This is a genomic window from Mycobacterium tuberculosis H37Rv, from assembly GCF_000195955.2.
Lineage (GTDB): Bacteria > Actinomycetota > Actinomycetes > Mycobacteriales > Mycobacteriaceae > Mycobacterium > Mycobacterium tuberculosis.
The window spans coordinates 1,817,613-1,842,388 of the sequence record NC_000962.3 but is presented as its reverse complement, the minus strand read 5'-3'; the positions used below and the strand labels follow the sequence as shown (position 1 = coordinate 1,842,388).

The window sequence follows — 24,776 nt, the reverse complement described above, 5'->3', positions numbered from 1 at the left end:
TAGGTCAGATTAATCACACCGCAACGGCGTGGCGCAACCCTCATTTGCCCGATCGCGGTGAACCAGCCGACAATGGTGGCGATGACACGACGATTCAATACGCACGCTGATCGCGGAAAATGTTGCTGTGCAAGGCTTTTTGGGAAATGCATGCGAGTCGTCCCGGCGCACCGCCGCACGCCGGGCTGCCCAGTCGCCGAACCGCCGGTGACCAGGATCATCGCGCGGACCCTAAGGTGACCCGCATCATGTCCGCCTCCACTCTGGAGCAGCCCGCGGCAGCACACGTCGACGAGTTGGTGGCGCGGATGCGCGGCCGGCTGCTCGACCCGCTGGCGATTGCAGTGCTGGCCGCGGTCATCAGCGGCGCCTGGGCAAGCAGGCCATCGTTGTGGTTCGACGAGGGGGCAACGATCTCGGCTTCAGCCAGCCGGACATTGCCAGAGCTATGGAGTCTGCTGGGCCATATCGACGCCGTGCACGGCCTGTACTACCTGTTGATGCATGGCTGGTTCGCCATATTTCCGCCCACCGAATTATGGTCGCGGCTTCCCAGCTGCCTGGCCATTGGAGCGGCCGCCGCCGGCGTGGTGGTTTTTGCCAAACAGTTTTCGGGACGCACCACGGCGGTGTGTGCGGGAGCCGTGTTCGCGATTCTGCCCAGGGTGACGTGGGCCGGAATCGAAGCACGCTCCTCCGCGCTGTCGGTAGCAGCCGCCGTCTGGCTGACCGTATTACTCGTGGCCGCGGTGCGGTGCAACACCCAGCGGCGGTGGCTGCTCTACGCGCTGGTTTTGATGCTGTCGATCTTGGTCAGTATCAACCTGGCCCTGTTGGTACCGGCCTATGCGACGATGGTGCCGCTGCTGGCGTCCGGGAAATCACGCAAATCTCCCGTGATCTGGTGGACGGTCGTCACGGCAGCCGCGCTCGGGGCCATGACACCGTTCATACTGTTCGCCCACGGCCAGGTTTGGCAGGTCGGGTGGATCGCAGGGTTGAACAGAAACATCATTCTCGACGTCATACACCGCCAGTATTTCGATCACAGTGTTCCGTTCGCCATCCTCGCGGGCCTCATCGTCGCTGCCGGCATCGCGGCGCATCTGGCCGGAGCTCGTGGACCCGGTGGCGATACCCACCGGCTCGTGCTCGTCAGCGCAGCCTGGATCGTCGTGCCCACCGCCGTCGTCCTCATCTACTCGGCGACCGTCGAACCGATCTACTACCCGCGCTACCTGATCCTCACCGCCCCCGCCGCGGCCGTCATCCTGGCGGTTTGCGTCGTCACCATCGCCCGCAAGCCGTGGCTCATCGCCGGGGTCGTGTTTCTCCTTGCCGCCGCAGCGTTTCCGAACTACTTCTTCACACAGCGGGGGCCGTACGCGAAAGAGGGCTGGGATTACAGCCAGGTGGCAGATGTCATCAGCGCCCATGCCAAGCCCGGGGATTGCCTGCTGGTGGACAACACCGCGGGTTGGCGACCCGGGCCCATCCGCGCCCTGCTGGCCACCCGGCCGGCGGCGTTCCGGTCGCTGATTGACGTCGAGCGCGGCACCTACGGCCCCAAGGTCGGCACTTTGTGGGATGGCCATGTCGCTGTGTGGCTTACGACGGCCAAGATCGACAAGTGCCCCACGCTGTGGACGATAGCCAATCGTGACAAGTCGTTGCCCGATCATCAGGTCGGCGAAATGTTGTCACCGGGAACAGGCTTCGGGCGCACGCCCGTATACCGGTTCCCGAGCTACCTCGGCTTCCGCATCGTCGAGCGCTGGCAGTTCCACTACTCGCAGGTGGTCAAGTCAACGCGGTAAGCGCCGGTCGCGGTGCGTGGCCTGGTAGGAGGCGATGACACCAGCGGCGGCCAGCACCGTAAATGCCATGTATAGCCCACGAGCCGCCGCCACTTCGCCGCCCTTGGCAGTGTTGACCACCACACCGGCCAGCCCGGCGCCGAAAGCACCGGAGATCAGCTGTACGACATTGATCGCCGCGGCCGCCGCGCTGCTCTCGGCCGGGTCGGCGACAGAATCCATAGCGCGCACCGTTAGATGCGGCCAGGCGATCCCGATGCCGGTCCCGATGATCAGCAGCGCCAGCGCCCACAGCGCGATGATCCCCACCGGCGCATCGGCGCGCTGGGTGACGGCGCCTAGCGCCAACCCCGACGCCATCACCAGCGGTGCGGCTGCCACGACATGCCCGATAACTCGTGCACTGTTCAACGAGGCGCTGGCGACCTCACCGACCGTCCAGCCCACCGCCAGCGCGGCACCCAAGAACCCGGCTGCCACCGGGGTCAGGTGTCCCAGTCGCTGACCGAACAGCGGCACGTAGGTATCGACCATTGCCGCAATCATCTGCACCGACATGGTCAGGTAAATCCATTTCAACGGTCCGGAGCCAAATACGCTGGGCGGCAACACCGCTGCGTGTATCCGCCAGTCGACTACCACAAACACCGCAACCAGCAGCGCGGCGGCGGCTAGCAGCCCGGCCGTCTGGACGAGGTAGTTCGGAAGCGCGGCGACGCTGATCGCCAGTGCGGCGGCCCCCATCAGCAATAGCGACCACACCGGCACCTTGTGTGTGCTGCCCACCGGCGTCTCGCCGCCCGGGCCGACCCCCCCGGCACCGAGCGCGACCGGCACCAACATGGCCATCAACGCGGTCAGCAACGTCATCACGCCGAACGCCCATCGCCACAGCCCGAGCTGCGCGAAAAGGCCTCCGGTCGCCGGTCCGATCAGCGTCGCGACCCCCCACATCGCCGACACCAGTGCTGAGCCACGGGTCCACAGCGACTTGGGCAAGGTCGAGTTGATCAGCGCGTAGCCTAGGCCGGCCAGCAGCCCACCGGCTATTCCTTGCAAGGTACGCCCGGCCACCAGAATCTGCATGCTCGGCGCCGCCGCACATACCAGGCTGGCCAGACCGAAGACGGCCAACCCCATCAGATACGACGAGCGCGCCCCGACGCGCAGCAACATCGTATTGACGGTGGTCGCCGCCACCACCGACCCGACCAGATACAGGGTTGTCACCCAGGCGTACAGCCGGCTACCCCCGATGTCGGCGATTGTGCTCGGCAGCAGGCTGATTGTCAGAAACTCGTTGGTGGCGTAAAGCGCGACGCCACCGGCCAGCACTATGGAGGTGCCCAGATACCTGCTCAGTAGCTCACGCCAGCTGCCGGTCTCGCTCGCTGTTTCGGTCACTTCAGGCCGGCCGCGTCCATCCCCCGCAGCTCCCGCTTGAGGTCGGCGATCTCGTCGCGGAACCGGGCCGCCAGCTCGAACTGCAGGTCGCGCGCGGCCGCCATCATCTGTGCGGTGAGGTCTTTGATTAGGTCGGCCAGCTCAGCGCGCGGCATGGCGGAGGTGTCGCGGCCCTCGAACACGCCGGCGCTGACCGCCCGGCCGGGCTCACCCTGAGCCCGCCGGCCGCGGGATGCGTTGCGCCCGGATCCGCCGACCTCGACGACGGCGGTGTCGTCGGCCTCCCGATAGACCTGATCGAGGATGTCGGCGATCTTTTTGCGCAGCGGCTGTGGGTCGATTCCGTTGGCCTCGTTGTAGGCGATCTGCTTGGCCCGCCGGCGTTCGGTCTCGTCGATGGCTTCCCTCATCGAGTCGGTGATTTTGTCGGCGTACATGTGCACCTCGCCGGACACGTTGCGAGCGGCGCGTCCGATGGTCTGGATCAGGCTGCGGCTTGACCGCAGGAATCCTTCTTTGTCGGCGTCGAGGATCGCCACCAGCGACACCTCGGGCAGGTCTAGGCCCTCGCGGAGCAGGTTGATGCCGACCAGCACGTCGTAGTCACCCAGACGCAGCTGGCGCAACAACTCGACCCGGCGCAACGTGTCGACCTCCGAATGCAGGTAGCGCACCCGAATGCCCATCTCCAGCAGGTAGTCGGTGAGGTCTTCGGCCATCTTCTTGGTCAGCGTCGTCACCAGCACCCGCTGGTCGGCGTCTGCCCGTGTGCGGATCTCGCCGATCAGGTCGTCGATCTGCCCTTTGGTCGGCTTGACTACCACTTTCGGGTCCACCAGACCGGTCGGCCGGATCACCTGCTCGACGAACTCGCCGCCGGTCTGGCTGAGCTCGTAGGGCCCCGGGGTGGCAGACAGATACACCGTCTGCCCGATCCGGTCAGCGAACTCCTCCCAGGTCAGCGGACGGTTGTCGCACGCCGACGGCAGCCGGAAACCGTACTCCACCAGGTTGCGCTTGCGGGAGATGTCGCCCTCGTACATGCCGCCGATCTGCGGCACGGTGACATGTGACTCGTCGATAACGAGCAGGAAATCCTCGGGGAAATAGTCGAGCAGGGTCGCGGGCGGCGTGCCGGGCCCCCTACCGTCGATGTGGCGGGAGTAGTTCTCGATGCCCGAGCAGAACCCGACCTGCCGCATCATTTCGATGTCGTAGTTGGTGCGCATCCGCAGCCGCTGCGCCTCCAGCAGCTTGCCCTGGCTCTCAAGCTCGGCGAGTCGCTCGGCGAGTTCTTCCTCGATGGCCGAGACGGCATGCGCCATCCGCTCCGGACCGGCGACGTAATGGGTAGCGGGAAAGATCCGCAGCGAGTCGACCTGGCGGATAACCTCGCCGGTCAGCGGGTGCAGATAGTACAGCGCCTCGATCTCGTCGCCGAAGAACTCGATGCGAACCGCCAGCTCTTCGTAGGAGGGGATGATCTCGACGGTGTCGCCGCGCACCCGAAACGAGCCGCGAGTAAAGGACATGTCGTTTCGGGTGTATTGCACGTCGACCAGCAGCCGCAGCAGCCCATCGCGCGGCACTTCCTCGCCCACCTTCAGCTCGACGGAGCGGTCCAGGTAGGACTGCGGTGTGCCCAGGCCGTAGATGCAGGACACCGAAGCCACCACCACCACGTCACGACGCGACAGCAGCGCCGAGGTCGCGGAGTGCCGCAGCCGCTCCACGTCGTCGTTGATGGAGCTATCCTTTTCGATATAAGTGTCGGTCTGCGCGATATACGCCTCCGGCTGGTAGTAGTCGTAGTACGAGACGAAGTACTCGACGGCGTTGTGCGGCAACATCTCTCGCAGTTCGTTCGCCAGCTGGGCGGCCAACGTCTTGTTGGGCGCCATCACCAGGGTGGGCCGCTGCAGGCGTTCGATCAGCCACGCGGTGGTCGCCGACTTCCCGGTGCCGGTGGCGCCGAGCAACACCACGTCACGCTCCCCCGCGTTGATCCGCCGCTCCAGCTCGTCGATTGCGGCCGGCTGGTCGCCGGCCGGAGCATGCGGACTGACCACCTCGAAGTGACCGCCGGCGCGCACAATCTCCTCGACCGCGCGATACTCCGAATGCGCGACCACCGGATGCTCGGTAGCGAAAGCCACGCCAACCAGCCTAGAGCCACCCGCGGACACACCGTGCGGCGAGCGTGCGCAGAATGCCACCAGTACCGGCGTGTCGATGTACCGGCACGCCTCGTGCGACCAGATAGGGTGAGCCATTCACCCACCCAAGCACGAGACGTTCGACCTGATCGCCCACACCAATACCGATCCGAAGGGCATAGTGCGGGCGGTCGATGAGTACACGGTGCATCCGTGGGGGCTCTACCTGGCCCGGCCCACCCCGGGCCGTGCCCAATTCCACTACCTCGAGTCGTGGCTGTTGCCGTCGTTGGGCCTACGCGCCACTGTCTTTCACTTCAATCCCAGCCACAAACGCGATCACGACTACTATCTGGACGTCGGCGAATACACACCGGGCCCTTCCGTATGGCGTTCCGAAGACCACTACCTCGACATCGAAGTCCGCACCGGCGGCGGGGCCGAGCTCGCCGACGTCGACGAACTACTCGACGCCGTCCGCCACGGCCTGTTGACCCCGACGGTCGCCGAGCAGGCGGTGCGGCACGCAGTCGACGCCGTCGAGGGCCTGGCCCGCAACGGCTATGACCTCACCCGCTGGCTGGCCACCAAGGGGATGGAGCTGACCTGGCGCAGCGGCTCATGAAGCGCGCGTGCCGGCTCGGGTAGCAGAAGCGCCCACCGCCCCGGGCGCCGGCGCCCCCGAGCTGGAAGCCTCAGATGAGGCTGGCCGGGGATGACAGCTGCGCGGCCTGCTCGATCGATGGCGTCATCGCCCAGTGCGGCAGGCCCTCGTTCAGGGACGCCAGTGCACCGCATCCGCCCACTCCCATGCCCGCTGGTAGGCATCCAGGAACCACGGCTCCTTGGCGGTGACGTAGCGCGCGAGCTCACCGTCGGCGCGCCTGTCGGCGTCACACTTGACCGTCAAATAGTCTTCTCTCGCGCCGGGATTGGCCGCCAGCCAGTCGACGAACAGCAGGGCGAACTGTTGGTTGGGCCAGCCGTGCACCCGCAGGTGCACGTTGGTCGGCCGACCGGGATCCGCCGAGGCGTGCACGCGCTTGTGCCACAGAGCGGCACTGTCGGTGTGGTCGTAGCGGCCGACGGTGCTGCGAGCGTCGGTCTTTTCGGTGTCCTGGGTGATGTGCTCGAGGCGTGGGTAGCCGGCGGCCAGCAAGGGCTCGGCCAGCTCGTCGGCCACGTCAAGTGATTCGACGGTGACCTGGATGTCGATGACATCCTTGGCTAGAAAATCGGGGAAGCCCGACACGGCGGTTGACCCAATGTGGTCAACTCGCAAGGCCTTATGCCCGCACGCGATCTTTAGCCGGTTGACGATGCGCCGCGCCTGATCCGGCCAGCTTGGATCCGCCGGCACCAACCTAGCCGGCGCGCGCGCAATCTGACGTTGGGCCAGGTTGTGCGCGAAGGGCTGGACGCGCGTGTTCCAGACGTCGCGGGCCCGCCGCACCAAATCCTCTGGGCTGCCCGAGTTGTCCAGCCAGACGTCGGCGACGGCACGACGCTGCTGGTCGCTGGCCTGCGCAGCGATCCTAGCCCGGGCGTCGGCTTCGGCCATGCCGCGTTGCTCGACCAGCCGTCGCACCCGTAGCTCGACGTCGGCGTGCACCACCACCACCAGCGGAAACAATGGCGCCATCCCGGATTCCACCAGCAGTGGAATATCTTCGACCACAACCGCGTCCCCCGAAACCGCCGCGATGATCTCGGATCGGCGCCGGGCGACCAGCGGGTGCACGATTCCGTTGAGCACACCGCGCGACTCGTCATCTCGAAACGCCTTGGCCGCCAACGCCTGCCGGTCCAGCGCTCCGTCTGCAAGCAGGATGTCGCGACCGAACGCGTCGACCAGCGAGGCCAGCCCCTCGGTGCCCGGCTGGACCACTTCACGCGCCAACACATCGCCGTCGACAACGATTCCGCCGCATTGCGAGAACGTCGTGGACAGCAACGACTTCCCGGCGCCAATGCCGCCGGTCAGCCCGATGCGCAGCATTACGTGAACGCGATCAGCTGCAAGATCAAGCGCTGCCGGCGAGTTTTTCCCGCAGGGCCGCCAGCTGGGCGTCGCTGGCCAGTGATCCACCCGCGGTCTTTTCCGACGGTGCGCTACTGGCCGACGACTGATCGTCCGCGCCGCGTCCAGCCGCCTCGGCGGCGGCGAACTTCTCCATCTGCGCGGTGTGCATCTTGTGCCGGCGCTCGGCCTCGGCGTACCGAGCTTCCCATTCGGCGCGCTGCTTTTCGAATCCCTCAAGCCATTCGTTGGTTTCGGCATCGAAGCCCTCGGGGAAGATGTAGTTGCCCTGCTCGTCGTAACTGTCGGCCATGCCGTACTTCGCCGGGTCGAACTCCTCGGTGTAGTCCTCATTGGCTTGCTTGAGCGACAACGAGATCCGACGGCGCTCCAGGTCGATGTCGATGACCTTGACCATCGCGTCGTCGCCGACGGCAACCACCTGATCGGGCACCTCGACGTGACGCTCGGCCAGCTCGGAGATGTGCACCAGGCCCTCGATACCCTCCTCGACGCGGACGAATGCACCGAACGGAACCAACTTGGTGACCTTGCCCGGCACGATCTGCCCGATCGCGTGAGTGCGGGCGAAGTGCCGCCACGGGTCTTCCTGAGTCGCCTTGAGTGACAACGAAACCCGCTCACGGTCCATGTCGACGTCGAGCACCTCGACGGTGACCTCGTCACCAACCTGGACCACCTCGGACGGGTGGTCGATGTGCTTCCACGATAGCTCGGAGACATGCACCAGACCGTCCACACCGCCGAGATCGACGAACGCGCCGAAGTTGACGATCGAGGACACGACACCCTTTCGGATGGTGCCTTTTTGCAAGTTATTCAGGAACTCGCTGCGCACCTCGGACTGGGTCTGCTCCAGCCAGGCGCGACGGGACAGCACCACGTTGTTGCGGTTCTTGTCCAGCTCGATGATCTTGGCCTCGATCTCCTTGCCGATGTAGGGCTGCAGGTCGCGCACCCGGCGCATCTCCACCAGCGAGGCGGGCAGGAAACCGCGCAGCCCGATGTCGAGGATCAGGCCACCCTTGACGACCTCGATGACCGTGCCCTTGACGGCCTCGTCCTTCTCCTTGAGCGCCTCGATGGTGCCCCAGGCACGCTCGTACTGCGCGCGTTTCTTGGAGAGGATGAGCCGGCCCTCTTTGTCCTCCTTGGTGAGCACCAGGGCTTCGACCTCGTCACCGACGGAAACGACCTCGTTGGGGTCGACGTCGTGCTTGATGGACAGTTCGCGGGCGGGGATCACGCCTTCGGTCTTGTAGCCGATGTCGAGGAGCACCTCGTCCCGGTCCACTTTGACGATGGTGCCTTCGACGATGTCGCCATCGTTGAAGTACTTGATCGTTTTGTCTATTGCGGCGAGAAAGTCCTCGCTAGAGCCTATGTCGTTGACGGCTACTTGCGGCGAGGTGACGGTGGGACTCGGCATATTGTTGGGTTGCTCCGGACAGGGTTGGGTCGTAGGGACAGATTGGTACCTGACGAGGCTACTCGACGGGTACACGCTGGACAAACTCGGTCCCGATTGCGCCGAGCGTGAACTCAGGGCGGAAAAATCGCCGAATTCCCGCCCCAGATGCACGCTCGGCACTCAGTGCGCCGCCGCGTCCCAGCTGCGGCCGTAGCCCACCGACACCTCCAGCGGGACGTCGAGCGGGTAAGCGCCGCCCATCTTGTCGCGCACCAGGGCCTCGACCCGCTCGCGTTCACCGGGGGCGATTTCGAACAGCAGCTCGTCGTGGACCTGCAGCAGCATGCGCGACGCCAGCTGTGCCTCGTTGAGCGCCTTGTCGACCTGGATCATGGCCACCTTGATGATGTCGGCCGCGCTGCCCTGGATCGGCGCGTTCAGCGCCGCCCGCTCGGCGGCCTCCCGCACTTGACGGTTGCTGCTGTCCAGCTCGGGCAGGTAGCGGCGACGGCCCAGCACCGTCGAGGTGTAGCCGTCCTTGCGGGCCCGCTCGACTACGGCGCGCAGGTAGTCGCGCACCCCGCCGAATCGGGCGAAATACGCGTCCATCTGCTCGTTGGCTTCCTCGGTGGAGATTTTCAACTGCTGCGACAGGCCGTAGGCGCTCAACCCGTAAGCCAGCCCGTAGGACATCGCCTTGACCCGGCGCCGCAGCTCGCCGGTGACCTCGTCGATGGGCACGCCGAACGCCCGGGACGCGACGAACGAATGCAGGTCCTCCCCGGTGTTGAACGCCTCGATGAGGCCCTCGTCCCCGGACAGGTGCGCCATGATCCGCATCTCGATCTGGCTGTAGTCGGCCGTCATCAACTCGGCGTAGCCGTCCCCGACCACGAACGCGTCCCGGATCCGCCGGCCCGCGTCGGTGCGGATCGGGATGTTCTGCAGGTTGGGTTCGGTCGAGGAGAGCCGGCCGGTCGCGGCGATCGTCTGGTTGAACGTGGTGTGGATGCGGCCGTCGGCGGCCACCGCTTGGAGCAACCCGTCGACGGTGACCTTGAGCCGGGTGACGTCGCGGTGGGCGAGCAGATGTTGCAGAAACGGATGCCCGGTCTTGTCGAACAACGACTGCAGCGCGTCGGCATCCGTGGTGTAGCCGGTCTTGGTGCGTTTGGTCTTCGGCATGCCCAGTTCGTCGAACAGCACGACCTGCAGCTGCTTGGGTGAGCCCAGGTTGATTTGCTTGCCGATCACGCCGTAGGCGGCCTCGGCGGCGTCGCGGATCTGGTCGCCAAACTGGCTTTGCAGCTCGGTCAACATGGGCAGGTCGACGGCGATACCGGCACTTTCCATCTTCGCCAGCACCCGCTGGACCGGCAGCTCCATCTCCCCCAGCAGCGCGGTGGAGTCGATACGCGCTAACTCGGCGTCCAGCGCGTCGGCCAGGTCGATGACTGCCCGCGCCCGCAGGATCGTCGTTTGAATGGTCTCGGCGTCCGTATCGTCGTCATCGAGCAGTGAAAGTTGTTGCTGCTGCGGTGTTTCCGCACGCAGCTCGCGACGCAGATAGCGCAGCGAGAGGTCGTCGAGGGTGAAGCTGCGCTGCCCCGGCCGCACCAGGTAGGCCGCCAGTGCGGTGTCGGAGGTGACGCCCTCCAAGGTCCAACCACGACCCGCCAGGTCATGAACGGCCGCCTTTGCCTCATGCAAGGCTTTGGGTTTAGCTGGATCCGCTAGCCAGGCCGCCAACGCGGCGTCGTCGTCGGGCGTCAGCGTCGCGGTATCGAGGTAAGCGCCTTCGCCGTCGGCGGCGGCGACGGCCATAGCGGTAGCGTCCCCACCGTGCGGCAGATGGGTACCCACCACCGTCAGGCCCGCTCGGCGCCCGTCGCCGGCGTGCTCGGCCAACCATTGCCTAACCGTGCCGGGCGCCAACGCGCCGCCGCGCACGTCGAACCCCTCGTCGACCTCGGGTCCCCCGGCCGCGGCCAACGTGTCGAACAACCGGTCGCGCAACACCCGAAACTCCAGGTCGTCGAAGAGCCGGTGAATGTGGTCGCGATCCCAGGGCTGCAGCCGCAGCGTGTCCGGGGTCTGGGCCAGCGGCACGTCGCGAACCAGGTCGGTGAGCTCACGGTTGCGCACCACGCTGGCCAGGTTCGCCCGCAGCGCATCGCCCACCTTGCCGCGCACGGCGTCAACGTTGTCCACCAGTGACCGCAGCGAGCCGTACTCGGCGATCCATTTGGCGGCGGTCTTCTCCCCCACCCCGGGTATGCCGGGCAGGTTATCGCTGGGGTCGCCGCGCAGCGCGGCGAAGTCCGGGTACTGCCTAGGGGTGAGCCCGTACTTTTCGACGACGGCCTCCGGTGTGAAGCGCGTAAGTTCGCTGACGCCCTTGCGGGGGTAGAGCACCGTCACATCGTCACTGACCAGTTGCAGTGCGTCACGATCCCCGGTGACCACCAGCACCCGGTAGCCCTCGTTCTCGGCCTGGGTGGCCAGCGTGGCGATGAGGTCGTCGGCCTCGAACCCCGGCTCGGAGAGCACGGTGATGCCGAGTGCGCCCAGCACTTCTTTGGTGATGTCGATCTGGCCAGCGAACTCGTCGGGGGTCGACGATCGGTTGGCCTTGTACTCCGGGTAGCGTTGCAAGCGGAAGGTCTGCCGGGACACGTCGAAAGCCGCCGCGATGTGCGTCGGGGCTTCATCGCGCAGCAGGTTGATCAGCATGGCGGTGAAGCCGTAGACGGCGTTGGTGGTCAGCCCGCCGCGGGTCTTGAAGTTCTCCGCGGGCAGTGCGTAGAACGCCCGAAACGCCAGCGAATTGCCATCCAGCAACATCAGCGTCGGCTTGGCTCGATCCTCGCTGGGGGCACTGGCAGTAGTCACCACGGCTCACACTTTATGCACCGACGCTGACGTGGAATGCGGGCGCAGGTGCCAGCAGAACTGCAACACGTTTCAGTTTTACGCCCGGGCTCGGTAGGCTGGACCGGTGCCAGAGGTCACCCGTGAAGAACCGGCAATCGATGGATGGTTCACCACCGATAAGGCCGGCAACCCGCATCTGCTCGGCGGCAAGTGTCCCCAGTGCGGCACGTACGTCTTCCCACCCCGGGCGGACAATTGTCCGAATCCGGCTTGCGGCAGCGACACACTAGAGTCGGTCGGACTGTCGACCCGCGGAAAGCTTTGGAGCTACACCGAAAACCGGTACGCCCCGCCACCGCCGTACCCGGCACCCGACCCCTTTGAGCCGTTCGCCGTGGCCGCGGTGGAACTGGCCGACGAGGGACTGATCGTGCTGGGCAAAGTGGTCGATGGCACGCTGGCCGCCGATCTGAAGGTCGGCATGGAGATGGAGCTGACGACCATGCCGCTGTTCGCCGACGACGACGGTGTGCAGCGCATCGTCTACGCGTGGCGGATCCCATCGCGCGCCGGCGACGATGCAGAGCGCAGCGATGCTGAGGAGCGGCGCCGATGAGGATGAGCGCGCCGGAACCCGTTTACATCCTGGGTGCCGGTATGCACCCGTGGGGGAAATGGGGTAATGACTTCACCGAGTATGGCGTGGTCGCCGCCCGCGCCGCGTTGCGGGACGCCGGCGTGGACTGGCGGCACGTGCAGCTGGTCGCCGGAGCGGACACCATCCGCAACGGGTATCCGGGCTTCGTCGCCGGTGCCACGTTCGCCCAGAAGCTCGGCTGGACCGGTGTGCCGGTCAGCTCCAGCTACGCCGCGTGTGCCAGCGGTTCCCAAGCGCTGCAGAGTGCTCGCGCGCAGATCTTGGCCGGTTTCTGTGACGTGGCGCTGGTGATCGGCGCCGACACCACACCGAAGGGCTTTTTCGCGCCCGTGGGCGGCGAGCGCAAGGGCGACCCCGACTGGCAGCGCTTCCATCTGATCGGGGCGACGAACACGGTGTACTTCGCGCTGCTGGCGCGCCGGCGCATGGACCTGTACGGCGCCACAGTCGAGGACTTCGCTCAAGTGAAGGTCAAGAACTCCCGGCACGGCCTAGACAACCCGAACGCCCGCTACCGCAAAGAGAACTCGATCGACGACGTGCTGGCTAGCCCGGTGGTCTCGGATCCGCTTCGGCTGCTTGACATCTGCGCCACCTCCGACGGTGCGGCCGCACTCATCGTGGCCAGCAAGTCTTTCACCGAGAAGCACCTTGGCTCGGTGGCGGGCGTGCCGTCGGTGCGCGCGATCAGCACCGTTACCCCGAAATACCCGCAACATTTGCCCGAATTGCCGGATATCGCAACGGATTCCACCGCCGCGGTGCCGGCTCCGGAGCGGGTGTTCAAGGATCAGATCCTCGACGCTGCCTACGCGGAGGCCGGTATTGGTCCAGAAGACTTAAGCCTGGCCGAGGTCTACGACCTGTCCACCGCGTTGGAACTCGACTGGTACGAACACCTGGGGCTCTGCCCCAAGGGTGAGGCCGAGGCGCTGCTGCGCAGCGGCGCGACCACCCTCGGCGGCAGGGTCCCGGTCAACCCGTCGGGCGGGCTGGCGTGTTTCGGTGAGGCGATTCCCGCCCAGGCGATCGCGCAGGTCTGCGAGCTGACCTGGCAGCTGCGCGGTCAGGCCACCGGCCGGCAGGTGGCGGACGCCAAGGTCGGCGTCACCGCCAACCAGGGCCTGTTCGGGCACGGCTCGTCGGTGATCGTCGCGCGCTAGGTTCCGCGAGCAGACGCAAAATCGCCCATTTCGGGTACGAAATGGGCGATTTTGCGTCTGCTCGCCCTCAGGTGTCTTTGGGTGTTCCGAGGGTTTCCAGCACGACTTCGGCCACCCGCTTCATGGTGGTGCGCCGATCCATGGCGGCACGTTGAATCCACTTGAAAGCGTCCGGCTCGGTCATCCCATGTTTGGTCTGCAGCAGGCCTTTTGCTCGTTCCACCAGCTTGCGGGTTTCCAACCGTTCAGATAGCGTCGCCACCTCGCCTTCCAACGCGGTGATCTCCCTGAACCGGCTGACCGCCAATTCAATCGCTGGAATCAGGTCGCTGATGCTGAAAGGCTTTACCAGGTATGCCATCGCCCCGGCATCACGCGCACGTTCGACCAGATCACGCTGGCTGAACGCGGTCAGCACCACGATCGGGGCAATACGTTTGCTGGCGATTTCGGATGCGGCGTCGATCCCGTCCCGGCGCGGCATCTTCACGTCCATGATCACCAGGTCGGGCTTGTGCAGCTCGGCCAGCTCGACGGCTTCCTGGCCGTCGCCGGCCTCGCCGACAATTTCATATCCCTCCTCTCGCAACATCTCGGCCAGGTCCATGCGGATGAGCGCTTCATCTTCCGCGATCAAGACCCGACGTGGGACAGCGGCATCGGCGTCGGTGGTGGGGCCGGTCATGACGGACATTGTGTCGTGAGCGGGCGCGATCGGGAACCTCGGGGGGCGGTGAGTCGGGACGTGGCTCCTCTAGAGTAGGAGACCGGATCAAGCCCTCGTATCCCAACTGGCAGAGGAAACGGACTCAAAACCCGTCCAGTGTGGGTTCGAATCCCACCGAGGGCACCAAGCGAACGCACCCGGAAAGCGCCGACAGAGTCGGTAAACGCTAACTCACCGATTAGGCTTTAGTTCGTGGCGGCAAGAAAATGCGGCGCCCCACCGATAGCAGCGGATGGCTCGACACGACGCCCAGACTGTGTCACGGCCGTGCGCACTCAGGCCCGCGCTCCCACGCAGCACTACGCCGAAAGCGTCGCGCGGCGGCAGCGCGTGCTTACCATCACCGCCTGGCTCGCTGTCGTGGTAACCGGGAGCTTCGCGCTAATGCAACTAGCGACCGGGGCCGGGGGCTGGTACATCGCCCTGATCAACGTCTTCACCGCGGTTACTTTCGCGATCGTGCCCCTGCTACATCGCTTCGGGGGATTGGTGGCACCGCTTACGTTCATCGGCACCGCCTATGTGGCGATCTTCGCCATCGGCTGGGATGTGGGCACCGACGCGGGTGCCCAGTTCTTCTTCTTGGTAGCCGCCGCGTTGGTGGTGTTGCTGGTCGGCATCGAACACACCGCGTTAGCGGTGGGCCTAGCGGCGGTCGCCGCCGGTCTGGTGATTGCCCTGGAGTTCCTGGTCCCGCCCGATACTGGGCTTCAGCCGCCCTGGGCCATGTCGGTAAGTTTCGTCCTCACGACCGTCTCCGCCTGCGGGGTAGCGGTCGCAACGGTGTGGTTCGCGCTGCGTGATACTGCGCGCGCGGAGGCGGTCATGGAGGCGGAGCACGACCGCTCCGAAGCACTGCTGGCCAACATGTTGCCGGCCAGCATCGCCGAGCGGCTTAAAGAACCCGAGCGAAACATCATCGCCGATAAATACGACGAGGCCTCGGTGCTGTTCGCCGACATCGTCGGGTTCACCGAACGCGCCAGTAGCACCGCGCCGGCGGACCTGGTCCGGTTCCTGGACCGCCTCTACAGCGCTTTCGACGAGCTGGTCGACCAGCACGGGCTGGAGAAAATCAAGGTCAGCGGGGACTCCTACATGGTTGTCAGCGGCGTTCCGCGGCCCCGGCCTGACCATACGCAAGCACTGGCGGACTTTGCGCTCGACATGACCAATGTCGCAGCGCAATTGAAGGATCCACGCGGCAACCCGGTGCCGCTGCGGGTGGGCCTGGCCACCGGCCCGGTGGTGGCGGGTGTGGTGGGTTCTCGACGGTTCTTCTACGACGTGTGGGGCGACGCGGTCAATGTCGCGTCGCGGATGGAATCCACCGATTCGGTGGGGCAAATTCAGGTGCCAGACGAGGTTTACGAGCGTCTCAAGGACGACTTCGTGTTGCGCGAGCGCGGCCACATAAACGTCAAGGGGAAAGGCGTAATGCGCACGTGGTACCTCATCGGCCGCAAGGTAGCCGCAGATCCCGGCGAGGTGCGCGGGGCCGAACCCCGCACGGCAGGGGTCTGACCGCCAAGCGCTATCCCGGGGCCGCTACATGTGTCACACTGCGCCCATGGAACCAAGCCCTGTCGTGAGCCCTCTCCCAAGGTTGTTGCCGCATCTCTGGAAGTCCACTCTGGCATCGGGAATTCTGTCGCTGATCCTGGGCGTCCTGGTGCTGGCCTGGCCAGGAATATCCATTCTCGTTGCTGCCATGGCGTTCGGTGTCTACCTCCTGATTACCGGTGTCGCTCAGGTTGCGTTCGCGTTCAGCCTGCATGTTTCGGCGGGCGGCCGGATCCTGTTGTTCATCAGCGGTGCCGCCTCACTCATCCTGGCTGTGCTGGCCTTTCGCCATTTCGGTGACGCGGTTCTGTTGCTGGCCATCTGGATCGGCATCGGGTTCATCTTCCGCGGCGTCGCCACCACGGTTTCGGCGATTAGTGATCCGATGCTGCCGGGACGGGGATGGTCCATCTTCGTCGGCGTGATCAGCCTCATCGCCGGCATTGTGGTGATGGCATCGCCGTTCGAGTCCATCTGGATACTGGCGTTGGTCGTCGGCATCTGGCTCGTGGTGATCGGCACATGCGAGATCGCGTCGTCGTTCGCCATCCGCAAGGCTTCGCAGACGCTCGGCTGACCGCAGAATCGCGGTGCACCCACGATTGCCAGTAGCGCGGGCCCACTCGTGCCTACTACACTTCGTCGTAGCCAAATCAGTCGGCCCCGTAGTATCTCCGGAGATGACAGATGAATGTCGTCGACATTTCGCGGTGGCAGTTCGGTATCACCACCGTCTATCACTTCATTTTCGTACCGCTGACCATCGGCCTGGCCCCGCTGATCGCGGTCATGCAAACGCTGTGGGTCGTCACCGATAACCCCGCCTGGTATCGCCTCACCAAATTCTTCGGCAAATTGTTCCTGATCAACTTTGCCATCGGCGTGGCGACCGGAATCGTGCAGGAATTTCAGTTCGGCATGAACTGGAGCGAGTACTCCCGATTCGTCGGCGATGTCTTCGGCGCCCCGCTGGCCATGGAGGGCCTGGCGGCCTTCTTCTTCGAATCCACCTTCATCGGGTTGTGGATCTTCGGCTGGAACAGGCTGCCCCGGCTGGTGCATCTGGCCTGCATCTGGATCGTCGCAATCGCGGTCAACGTGTCCGCGTTCTTCATCATCGCGGCAAACTCCTTCATGCAGCATCCGGTCGGCGCGCACTACAACCCGACCACCGGGCGTGCCGAGTTGAGCAGCATCGTCGTGCTGCTGACCAACAACACCGCACAGGCGGCGTTTACCCACACTGTCAGCGGTGCGCTGCTGACCGCCGGGACCTTCGTCGCCGCGGTGAGCGCCTGGTGGCTGGTCCGTTCGAGCACCACGCACGCCGACTCAGATACCCAAGCCATGTATCGTCCCGCGACCATCCTGGGGTGTTGGGTTGCGTTGGCCGCCACGGCCGGGTTGTTGTTCACCGGCGACCACCAAGGCAAGCTGATGTTCCAGCAGCAGCCGATGAAGATGGCGTCGGCCGAATCGTTGTGCGATACCCAGACAGATCCAAACTTCTCTGTCCTGACGGTCGGCCGGCAAAACAACTGCGACAGCCTCACCCGTGTCATCGAAGTGCCCTATGTGTTGCCGTTCCTCGCCGAGGGCCGGATCAGCGGTGTGACGTTGCAGGGTATCCGCGATCTGCAGCAGGAATACCAGCAGCGCTTCGGACCAAACGACTACCGGCCCAACCTCTTCGTCACCTACTGGTCATTTCGCATGATGATCGGGTTGATGGCGATCCCGGTGCTGTTCGCACTGATTGCGCTCTGGCTCACCCGTGGCGGCCAGATCCCCAATCAACGCTGGTTCTCCTGGCTGGCGCTGCTAACCATGCCCGCCCCGTTCCTGGCCAACAGCGCCGGATGGGTGTTCACCGAGATGGGGCGCCAGCCCTGGGTCGTCGTCCCTAACCCGACCGGTGATCAGCTGGTTCGACTCACCGTCAAAGCAGGCGTCTCGGATCACTCCGCCACCGTGGTCGCCACGTCTTTGCTGATGTTCACCTTGGTCTACGCGGTACTTGCGGTCATCTGGTGCTGGCTGCTCAAGCGTTACATCGTCGAAGGCCCCCTGGAACACGACGCGGAACCGGCTGCGCACGGGGCACCCCGCGACGACGAGGTAGCACCATTGTCGTTTGCTTACTGAGGCCAACTGACCCCGGAAAGGAGCAGCCGGTGGTACTCCAAGAATTGTGGTTCGGTGTCATCGCAGCGCTGTTCCTCGGTTTCTTCATCCTAGAAGGGTTCGACTTCGGCGTGGGCATGCTGATGGCGCCGTTCGCTCATGTCGGTATGGGCGATCCGGAGACCCACCGGCGCACGGCACTCAACACCATCGGACCGGTCTGGGACGGCAACGAAGTCTGGCTGATCACCGCCGGCGCGGCCATATTCGCCGCGTTTCCCGGCTGGTACGCGACCGTGTTCTCCGCGCTGTATCTGCCGCTGCTGGCGATCCTGTTCGGTATGATCCTGCGCGCCGTCGCCATCGAATGGCGCGGCAAGATCGACGACCCGAAATGGCGGACCGGGGCAGACTTCGGGATCGCGGCGGGATCCTGGCTGCCTGCCCTGTTGTGGGGTGTGGCGTTCGCCATTCTGGTCCGCGGACTCCCGGTAGACGCGAACGGTCATGTTGCCCTGTCGATTCCCGACGTGCTCAACGCCTACACCCTGCTGGGCGGTCTGGCGACCGCCGGACTGTTCTCGCTCTACGGCGCGGTGTTCATCGCTTTGAAAACCTCCGGGCCGATCCGCGACGATGCCTACCGATTCGCCGTATGGCTTTCGCTTCCTGTGGCGGGACTGGTTGCGGGCTTTGGACTTTGGACGCAACTGGCATACGGCAAAGACTGGACGTGGCTGGTGCTGGCAGTTGCGGGGTGCGCGCAGGCGGCGGCGACGGTCTTAGTGTGGCGGCGGGTGTCCGACGGCTGGGCGTTCATGTGCACGTTGATAGTCGTGGCGGCTGTGGTGGTGCTGCTGTTCGGCGCGCTGTACCCGAACCTGGTGCCCTCAACCCTGAACCCGCAGTGGAGCCTAACGATCCATAACGCGTCGTCGACCCCGTACACCCTCAAGATCATGACGTGGGTGACCGCGTTCTTCGCTCCACTGACGGTGGCGTACCAGACATGGACGTATTGGGTTTTCCGGCAACGGATCTCAGCTGAACGGATACCTCCACCCACCGGTCTGGCGAGGCGCGCGCCCTGAGCACCAAGGCCCGGGGAACCCGGGCGCCCCTGGATCCGCGGCTGTGGCAGGCATCGGCGGCGCTGCGCCGCTATCTACTCAGCACGGTGGCCTGCGGGGTCGGGATCTCCGGCTGCGCCATCGGCTCGGCGATCGTGTTGGCAAGCATCGTCGCCGGCGTCATCGACCCCGCCAACCCTGGGATGGCTGGCCTGCGTCGTTGGCTAGGGCCACTGTCAATCCTGTTGGTGCTGTGGGGGTTGCGTGCGTCGATTCAGTGGCTACAAGCGCGCCTGGCCCAGCGCGGCGCCAGCGCAGTGATCGCCGACCTGTCCGGTCAGGTGCTGACCGCGGTAACCGCCCGCCGACCCAGCCAACTGGCTGCGCAGCGAGACGCCGCCGCGGTGCTGATTACCCGGGGCCTGGACGGCTTGCGGCCCTACTTCACCGGCTATTTGCCCACGTTGCTGCTGGCCGCGATCCTGACCCCGGCCACCGTCGCCGTGATCGGGCTCTATGACTTGAAGTCAATGGCCATTGTGGTGATCACACTGCCCCTGATACCGATCTTCATGGTGCTGATCGGGCTGGCTACCACTAACCCCTCGGCGGCCGCGCTGGCGGCCATGACCGCCGTCCAGGCCCGGTTGTTAGACCTGATTGCCGGCATCCCCACCCTGCGGGCGCTGGGCCGTGCTTCCGGCCCGGAACAACGCATCGCGGAACTGTCTGCTGACCACCGGCGGTCGGCGATGGCGACGCTGCGGATCGCGTTCTTGTCGGCCCTGGTGCTCGAATTGCTGGCCACGCTGGGCGTGGCCCTGGTCGCGGTGGGCATCGGGCTACGGCTGGTCTTCGGGGAGATGAGCCTGACGGCCGGTTTGACGGTGCTGCTATTGGCGCCGGAGGTGTACTGGCCGCTGCGTCGCGTTGGGGTCCAGTTTCATGCCGCAGCTGACGGCAGAACCGCGGCCGACAAGGCATTCGCCCTCCTCGGCGAGTCACCCTCACCAACACCCGGCCGACGAACGGTCACCGCGCGCGGCGGGGTGATTCGCCTGGAGAGACTCAGTGTCAGAGGCCGCGACGGCCGCGCACCGTATGATCTCACCGCAGACATCGAACCCGGTCGGGTGACGGTGCTGACCGGCCGAAACGGCGCCGGCAAGAGCACTACGCTGCAAGCGATCGCCGGGCTCACCGCACCGTCGTCAGGACGAATCACGGTCGCCGGAGTCGACGTCACCAACCTGGCACCGGCTGCCTGGTGGCGGCAACTGTCGTGGCTGCCGCAGCGGCCGGTGCTGGTCCCAGGAACCGTCCGCCACAACCTGGTTCTGCTGGGCCCTGTGGATGATCTCGAGCGTGCCTGCGCAGCAGCCGGATTCGACGCTGTACTAGACGAGTTGCCCCGCGGGCTGGATACCGTGCTGGGGCGCGGTGGTGTCGGGTTATCCCTGGGGCAGCGGCAACGGCTGGGCCTGGCCCGCGCGCTCGGATCACCGGCTGCGGTGCTGCTGCTCGACGAGCCCACCGCGCACCTGGACGCCCGCACCGAACAACACGTGTTGGGCGCCATTGTCGAGCGTGCCCGCGCGGGTGCGACGGTGCTGGTCGTCGCCCATCGCCAGCAGGTCGCCGCGGCCGGTGACCGGGTCGTCGAAGTGAACTCGGATGGTTTCCGACGATGAACCGACCGAGTGCTGTGAGTCGCCGCCAGCGGGACCTGCTGGCCGCGTCTGGGCTGTTGGGTCCCCGGTTGCCCCGGATCTTGGCGGCCGTCGCGCTGGGCGTGCTGTCGCTGGGCAGCGCGCTGGCCCTGGCCGGGGTGTCGGCCTGGCTGATCACTCGGGCCTGGCAGATGCCGCCCGTCCTGGACCTGTCGGTGGCGGTCGTGGCGGTGCGGGCGTTCGCGATTTCGCGCGGCGTGCTGCACTACTGCGAGCGACTGGCCACCCACGACACCGCGTTGCGGGCCGCCGGCCGGGCCCGCACCCTTATCTATCACCGGCTGGCCCACGGACCGGCGGCGGCCGCCGTCGGGCTGCACAGCGGGGACCTGGCAGCACGCGTCGGCGCGGACGTCGACGAACTGGCCAACATGCTGGTGCGTGCTCTGGTGCCGATAGCCGTCGCAGCGGTGCTGGCAGTAGCCGCGACCGCGGTCGTCGCGGCCGTTTCGGTGCCAGCCGCCGTGGTACTGGCGGTCTGCCTTTTGGTTGCCGGCGTTGTTGCGCCCTGGCTTGCCGGCAGAACCGCCGCAGCGCAGGAAGCGATCGCCCGCCAACATCGGGGCATGCGCGACACGTCGGCGATGATCGCCCTTGAGCATGCCCCCGAGCTTCGTGTCGCCGGTGCCCTACGCAACGTCATCGCCGACTCACAACGGCGCCAACATGCCTGGGCCGATGCGCTCGACGCCGCCGCACGAACGGGGGCGATCGCCGAGGCCATGCCGACCGCGGCGATCGGGGCCAGCCTGCTGGGCGCCGTGGTGGCCGGGATCGGCATGGCCCCCACGGTCGCGCCCACAACACTGGCCATCCTGATGTTGTTGCCGCTGTCCGCATTCGAGGCGACCGTTGCACTACCCGCCGCCGCCGTCCAGTTGACACGGTCGCGCATCGCGGCGGCTCGTCTGCTCGACCTGACTGGGTCAAACCGGGTCCGCGAGACCGAATCCACGGTGTCGGCGCGACTGCCGGTAGGTACCGGGGTGCTAGCGGCCGACGTGTGTTGCGGTCACCAAGAGGCGCAGTCGATCCGGGTGACGATTGACCTACCGCCGGGTGCCCGGCTGGCCGTCACCGGCGCGAGCGGCGCCGGCAAGACGACGCTGTTGATGACGCTGGCCGGCTTGCTGCCGCCGGTGCACGGCCGGGTGTTGCTGGACGGAACTAACCTGAGCGACTTCGATGAGGATGAATTACGCAGCGCTGTCAGCTTTTTCGCTGAAGATGCGCATATCTTTGCTACCACCGTTCGGGACAACTTGCTGACCGCCCGAGGAGACTGCCCCGATGACGAACTGATCGAGGCCCTGGATCGGGTCGGCCTGTGCGGCTGGCTCGCCGGCCTGCCCGAGGGGTTGTCGACGGTGTTGATCGGTGGCGCGCAAGCGGTCTCGGCGGGTCAGCGCAGAAGGTTGCTGCTCGCCCGGGCGGTGCTTTCCCCGGCTCGGATCGTGTTGCTCGACGAACCTGTCGAACACCTCGACGCCGCCAACGCCGACCTTCTGCGCGATCTGCTGGCCCCGAACTCCGGGATCATGAGCGCTATGCGGACCGTGGTGGTAGCCACCCACCACCTGCCCAACGACATTCAATGCGCCGAGCTGTCCATAGCGACGGATCAGAGATGTCGCCGCCGCGGGACGAACTCCAGCGACAACAACACCAACGCCAGCGCAAAGACCTGAGTCATCGATATCAGCACGTAACGCCGCTCATCCAGCGCGTGGAACTTGCGCAGGTATCGGTATAACGACTCGAGAGCGATCAACGGATCGAGGATATGGATCAACGCACGGCAGACACGCTGCAGGCGGCCGAGCTGGTTGGCGCCGAAAAGGTCGGGGAACGCGGCGAATGCCAGTGACAACCGTTGTACCCCAGCATCTTTGGCGGCCGCAATCATGTCAGCGCTGAGCCGCTCATCGATCCCGTTCGGGGCCCCGCGGCGCCGCCACGGTACATCCAGAGACATGTCGCTGCCGCCGCCGGCGGTCGCGTACCGGTGGAAACCCTGCACCCGACCCGATGCGTCTCGCGCGATGATCAGTTGTATTCCGGGGTATCGACCCTCCAGCACGCCGTCCAGGTTCATGCAAAAGCCGCGATCGGTGCGGGCGCCGCTAGGTGACGCCGCCAGCACCTCGGCCAGCTCCGCCTGCCGCTGGTCGTCGAGTTGCTGTTCAGCGACGATCTCGGTCGTGACGCCGAAATTGTGGGTGCGTTTCACCGCCTGACGCAGGTTGCGAAACCTACGCCCGGTCATCTCAAAGTTAGACACGTCGATGACGACATCCCGGCCAATCGGTATGGGCCGCAACGATTGTCCGACCACCATGGGGTCGCTCCACAGGCCGAGCCGTCGTTCGCTGCAGCCCACGACCACGATTCGCCAGCCGTGCATGTGACACATGGCCGCGAAGTCGGCGACCAGCTGGGGGAATTGCGCCTCGTCGCCGATCGGGTCGCCGCTGACCACCGCATAGCCGATACGGGTCCGATACGCCAGAGCCGCGGTGCCGGCCGCGCTGAAGTGATGGCTCTTGCCCGCCTGCATGGCAAACGGAGCAAGCGAGTCCGCGCGGGTGGCATTGATCAACGCCCACACGCGGGGCAGATCTTCGGGTCGCGGATGCGCCGACGTCGGCCACATCAGTGCCCATCCCGAACCGGCTATCAGAATCTCACCGAGCAGATCTGCGACCAACACGTGGGCAGCCAGTCCGGCGAGCAAAAATAGGCCGGCCGCGGTCGCATGCATGGCCGTGACCGGGCGGCCCAGGAAGATGCCGCGAGCAATGAATGCCACCGCAGCCAGGACCGTCAGCGACCAGCCCAACCGGCCGGCGACCGCCCACTGGGCGTGCCGGTAGTCGCCGGCGAGCAGCGCGATCAGCCAGCAGGCCGCGCACACCAGCGCCAGCGCGCCGACACAGCGGGCCGTGCGGGAATCGACGTGCACGACTACACGCTGGCGACCACGGAGCCTCGGTACCACATCGGCCGACGGCAGCTTCACAGTCACCTCCGGGTTCGCTCGCTGGCAATTCAGCGGCTCGCCGGCCGCTGCCACCATCGGTCATCTGGCTACCAGGAACGTTACGCCTGATCACAGCCGTGCTGACCCGGAATCCTACGAGCGTCCTGCCGCACTGTCAGGGGTGGCGGGAAAATACTTCAACACACCTTCCTGCACCACAGTTGCGATGAGCTTCCCCGAGCGATCAAAAAAGTGCCCCGAACCCAACCCACGTGAATCGGCGGCCACCGGTGACGACGTCGAGTAGAGCACCCAATCATCGAAGTTGACCTGCCGGTGAAACCACACCGAGTGGTTGGCAGAGGCCGCAAAGATGCGATCGAAGCCCCAGGACAGACCATGGGTGGTAATGACCGAGTCCAGCACGGTGGTGTCCGAGGAGTACAACAGTGTCGCCGTGTGCAGCACCGGGTCGTCGGGCATCTCCCCTAGTGCCTTGACCCAGACCCGGTTGTAGGCAAGCCGATCGCCCTTGTCCCGCATTATCCAGGCCGGGTCGTTGGCGTAGCGCCATTCGATCGGTTGCAGCGCGTTGACAAAATGCGGGACGGTCTCCTCGTAACCGCGCAACAGCTCACCGATCGGCGGCCGGGTATGAGGCTCGGCCACCTGCGGCGGATCCAGCGCATGCTCGTGCCCGCGACCACCGGCCATGTAAGACACCATCGCCGAGGACAGCAACGTGCCGTCCTGTACCGCATCGACGCGCCGGTTGGCGAAGCGCCGCTCATCGCGCAGTCGTATCACCTGGAACTCGATGTCCTTGGCCGTGTCACCGCCGTTGATGAAGTGCACCGAGAATGCGCTGGGCGGTAGGTGGTGGCGGGTTAGCGTTCGGCTGCTCGCGACGAATGACTGCGCCATGAGCTGGCCACCAAATGTCCGGAGCGGGTTTTTGCTGGGGTGGGATCCGGTGAACAGGTCGCTTGCGACGGCGTTGAGGTCCAATACCGCCAGTAGTTCATCGAAGTCGGACATGGGTTTACCGTCCGGCACGA

18 protein-coding genes, 1 tRNA gene and 1 other annotated feature are annotated in these 24,776 nt (G+C 65.6%); of the genes, 11 read left to right on the top strand and 8 right to left on the bottom strand.

Translation table 11 applies throughout. From position 1 onward, the window contains the following. The first annotated feature begins 146 nt into the window (after positions 1–146). Positions 147–1,817: a mannosyltransferase gene (locus tag Rv1635c; protein ID NP_216151.1), complete on the top strand. Its 1,671-nt coding sequence runs from the start codon at positions 147–149 to the stop codon at positions 1,815–1,817. On the opposite strand, the gene Rv1634 is transcribed toward Rv1635c, so the two are convergent. Both Rv1634 and uvrB read right to left on the bottom strand, forming a co-directional pair. Then, positions 1,806–3,221, bottom strand: coding sequence for a multidrug-efflux transporter (locus tag Rv1634; RefSeq protein ID NP_216150.1), 1,416 nt, complete (start codon positions 3,219–3,221; stop codon positions 1,806–1,808). The genes Rv1635c and Rv1634 overlap by 12 nt on opposite strands. Beyond that, on the bottom strand, positions 3,218–5,314 hold the full coding sequence (uvrB, locus tag Rv1633) for an excinuclease ABC subunit UvrB (protein NP_216149.3): 2,097 nt from the start codon (positions 5,312–5,314) through the stop codon (positions 3,218–3,220). Before uvrB ends, Rv1634 begins: the two co-directional genes overlap by 4 nt. A 244-nt stretch (positions 5,315–5,558) precedes the next feature. Between uvrB and Rv1632c the strand changes: the two genes are divergently transcribed. Beyond that, complete coding sequence (locus Rv1632c) at positions 5,559–6,002, top strand: hypothetical protein (protein ID NP_216148.1); 444 nt, start codon at positions 5,559–5,561, stop codon at positions 6,000–6,002. Positions 6,003–6,152: 150 nt separating this feature from the next. On the opposite strand, the gene coaE is transcribed toward Rv1632c, so the two are convergent. The 3 genes from coaE to polA form a co-directional block, all read right to left on the bottom strand. Continuing rightward, the gene (gene coaE, locus Rv1631) at positions 6,153–7,376 is read right to left on the bottom strand and encodes a dephospho-CoA kinase CoaE (protein ID NP_216147.1); all 1,224 of its coding nucleotides are present in this window, start codon (positions 7,374–7,376) and stop codon (positions 6,153–6,155) included. A gap of 25 nt (positions 7,377–7,401) precedes the next feature. Continuing rightward, positions 7,402–8,847 carry a 30S ribosomal protein S1 gene (rpsA, locus tag Rv1630; protein NP_216146.1) on the bottom strand — a complete coding sequence of 482 codons (1,446 nt, stop codon included), beginning with the start codon at positions 8,845–8,847 and terminating at the stop codon, positions 7,402–7,404. Between the two features lie 162 nt (positions 8,848–9,009). Then, positions 9,010–11,724, bottom strand: a complete 2,715-nt coding sequence (gene polA, locus Rv1629; protein NP_216145.1) for a DNA polymerase I — start codon at positions 11,722–11,724, stop codon at positions 9,010–9,012. A 103-nt stretch (positions 11,725–11,827) separates the two neighbouring features. Here polA and Rv1628c point away from each other — a divergent pair, with 103 nt between their 5' ends. Next, complete coding sequence (locus Rv1628c; protein ID NP_216144.1) at positions 11,828–12,319, top strand: hypothetical protein; 492 nt, start codon at positions 11,828–11,830, stop codon at positions 12,317–12,319. Beyond that, positions 12,264–12,315: a repeat region (52 bp Mycobacterial Interspersed Repetitive Unit,Class II), on the top strand. (Overlaps the previous gene by 52 nt.) Further along, positions 12,316–13,524 carry a nonspecific lipid-transfer protein gene (locus tag Rv1627c; RefSeq protein NP_216143.1) on the top strand — a complete coding sequence of 403 codons (1,209 nt, stop codon included), beginning with the start codon at positions 12,316–12,318 and terminating at the stop codon, positions 13,522–13,524. Before Rv1628c ends, Rv1627c begins: the two co-directional genes overlap by 4 nt. 67 nt (positions 13,525–13,591) lie before the next feature. Here the strand turns inward: Rv1627c and Rv1626 are convergent, their stop codons facing one another. After that, complete coding sequence (locus tag Rv1626) at positions 13,592–14,209, bottom strand: two-component system transcriptional regulator (RefSeq protein NP_216142.1); 618 nt, start codon at positions 14,207–14,209, stop codon at positions 13,592–13,594. A gap of 91 nt (positions 14,210–14,300) precedes the next feature. Between Rv1626 and leuV the strand changes: the two genes are divergently transcribed. The 7 genes from leuV (at position 14,301) to cydC (ending at position 22,426) form a co-directional block, all read left to right on the top strand. Further along, positions 14,301–14,374, top strand: a tRNA-Leu gene (gene leuV / locus Rvnt20). Positions 14,375–14,443: 69 nt separating this feature from the next. Further along, positions 14,444–15,775: an adenylate cyclase gene (cya, locus tag Rv1625c; RefSeq protein NP_216141.2), complete on the top strand. Its 1,332-nt coding sequence runs from the start codon at positions 14,444–14,446 to the stop codon at positions 15,773–15,775. A gap of 28 nt (positions 15,776–15,803) precedes the next feature. After that, positions 15,804–16,391, top strand: coding sequence for a membrane protein (locus Rv1624c; RefSeq protein NP_216140.1), 588 nt, complete (start codon positions 15,804–15,806; stop codon positions 16,389–16,391). 110 nt (positions 16,392–16,501) lie between these two features. Beyond that, complete coding sequence (cydA, locus tag Rv1623c) at positions 16,502–17,959, top strand: cytochrome D ubiquinol oxidase subunit I CydA (protein YP_177824.1); 1,458 nt, start codon at positions 16,502–16,504, stop codon at positions 17,957–17,959. A 29-nt stretch (positions 17,960–17,988) separates the two neighbouring features. Beyond that, positions 17,989–19,029 (top strand): cytochrome D ubiquinol oxidase subunit II CydB, encoded by a 1,041-nt coding sequence (cydB, locus tag Rv1622c; protein NP_216138.1) that lies wholly within the window; start codon positions 17,989–17,991, stop codon positions 19,027–19,029. An 86-nt stretch (positions 19,030–19,115) separates the two neighbouring features. Then, positions 19,116–20,699 carry a cytochrome biosyntheisis ABC transporter ATP-binding protein/permease CydD gene (gene cydD, locus Rv1621c; RefSeq protein NP_216137.1) on the top strand — a complete coding sequence of 528 codons (1,584 nt, stop codon included), beginning with the start codon at positions 19,116–19,118 and terminating at the stop codon, positions 20,697–20,699. After that, positions 20,696–22,426 carry a cytochrome biosyntheisis ABC transporter ATP-binding protein/permease CydC gene (gene cydC / locus Rv1620c; protein ID NP_216136.1) on the top strand — a complete coding sequence of 577 codons (1,731 nt, stop codon included), beginning with the start codon at positions 20,696–20,698 and terminating at the stop codon, positions 22,424–22,426. Before cydD ends, cydC begins: the two co-directional genes overlap by 4 nt. Here the strand turns inward: cydC and Rv1619 are convergent. Both Rv1619 and tesB1 read right to left on the bottom strand, forming a co-directional pair. Continuing rightward, complete coding sequence (locus tag Rv1619) at positions 22,360–23,814, bottom strand: hypothetical protein (protein ID NP_216135.1); 1,455 nt, start codon at positions 23,812–23,814, stop codon at positions 22,360–22,362. The genes cydC and Rv1619 overlap by 67 nt on opposite strands. A 57-nt stretch (positions 23,815–23,871) precedes the next feature. Then, complete coding sequence (gene tesB1, locus Rv1618) at positions 23,872–24,774, bottom strand: acyl-CoA thioesterase II (RefSeq protein NP_216134.1); 903 nt, start codon at positions 24,772–24,774, stop codon at positions 23,872–23,874. Positions 24,775–24,776: the final 2 nt, after the last annotated feature.

Bases quoted from the DNA above. Each gene is read 5' to 3' on its own strand.
- Rv1635c (NP_216151.1), top strand. From the start codon at position 147: ATGCATGCGAGTCGTCCCGGCGCACCGCCGCACGCCGGGCTGCCCAGT.
- coaE (NP_216147.1), bottom strand. From the start codon at position 7,376: ATGCTGCGCATCGGGCTGACCGGCGGCATTGGCGCCGGGAAGTCGTTG.
- rpsA (NP_216146.1), bottom strand. From the start codon at position 8,847: ATGCCGAGTCCCACCGTCACCTCGCCGCAAGTAGCCGTCAACGACATA.
- Rv1627c (NP_216143.1), top strand. From the start codon at position 12,316: ATGAGGATGAGCGCGCCGGAACCCGTTTACATCCTGGGTGCCGGTATG.
- Rv1626 (NP_216142.1), bottom strand. From the start codon at position 14,209: ATGACCGGCCCCACCACCGACGCCGATGCCGCTGTCCCACGTCGGGTC.
- Rv1624c (NP_216140.1), top strand. From the start codon at position 15,804: ATGTGTCACACTGCGCCCATGGAACCAAGCCCTGTCGTGAGCCCTCTC.
- cydA (YP_177824.1), top strand. From the start codon at position 16,502: ATGAATGTCGTCGACATTTCGCGGTGGCAGTTCGGTATCACCACCGTC.
- cydC (NP_216136.1), top strand. From the start codon at position 20,696: ATGAACCGACCGAGTGCTGTGAGTCGCCGCCAGCGGGACCTGCTGGCC.
- Rv1619 (NP_216135.1), bottom strand. From the start codon at position 23,814: ATGGTGGCAGCGGCCGGCGAGCCGCTGAATTGCCAGCGAGCGAACCCG.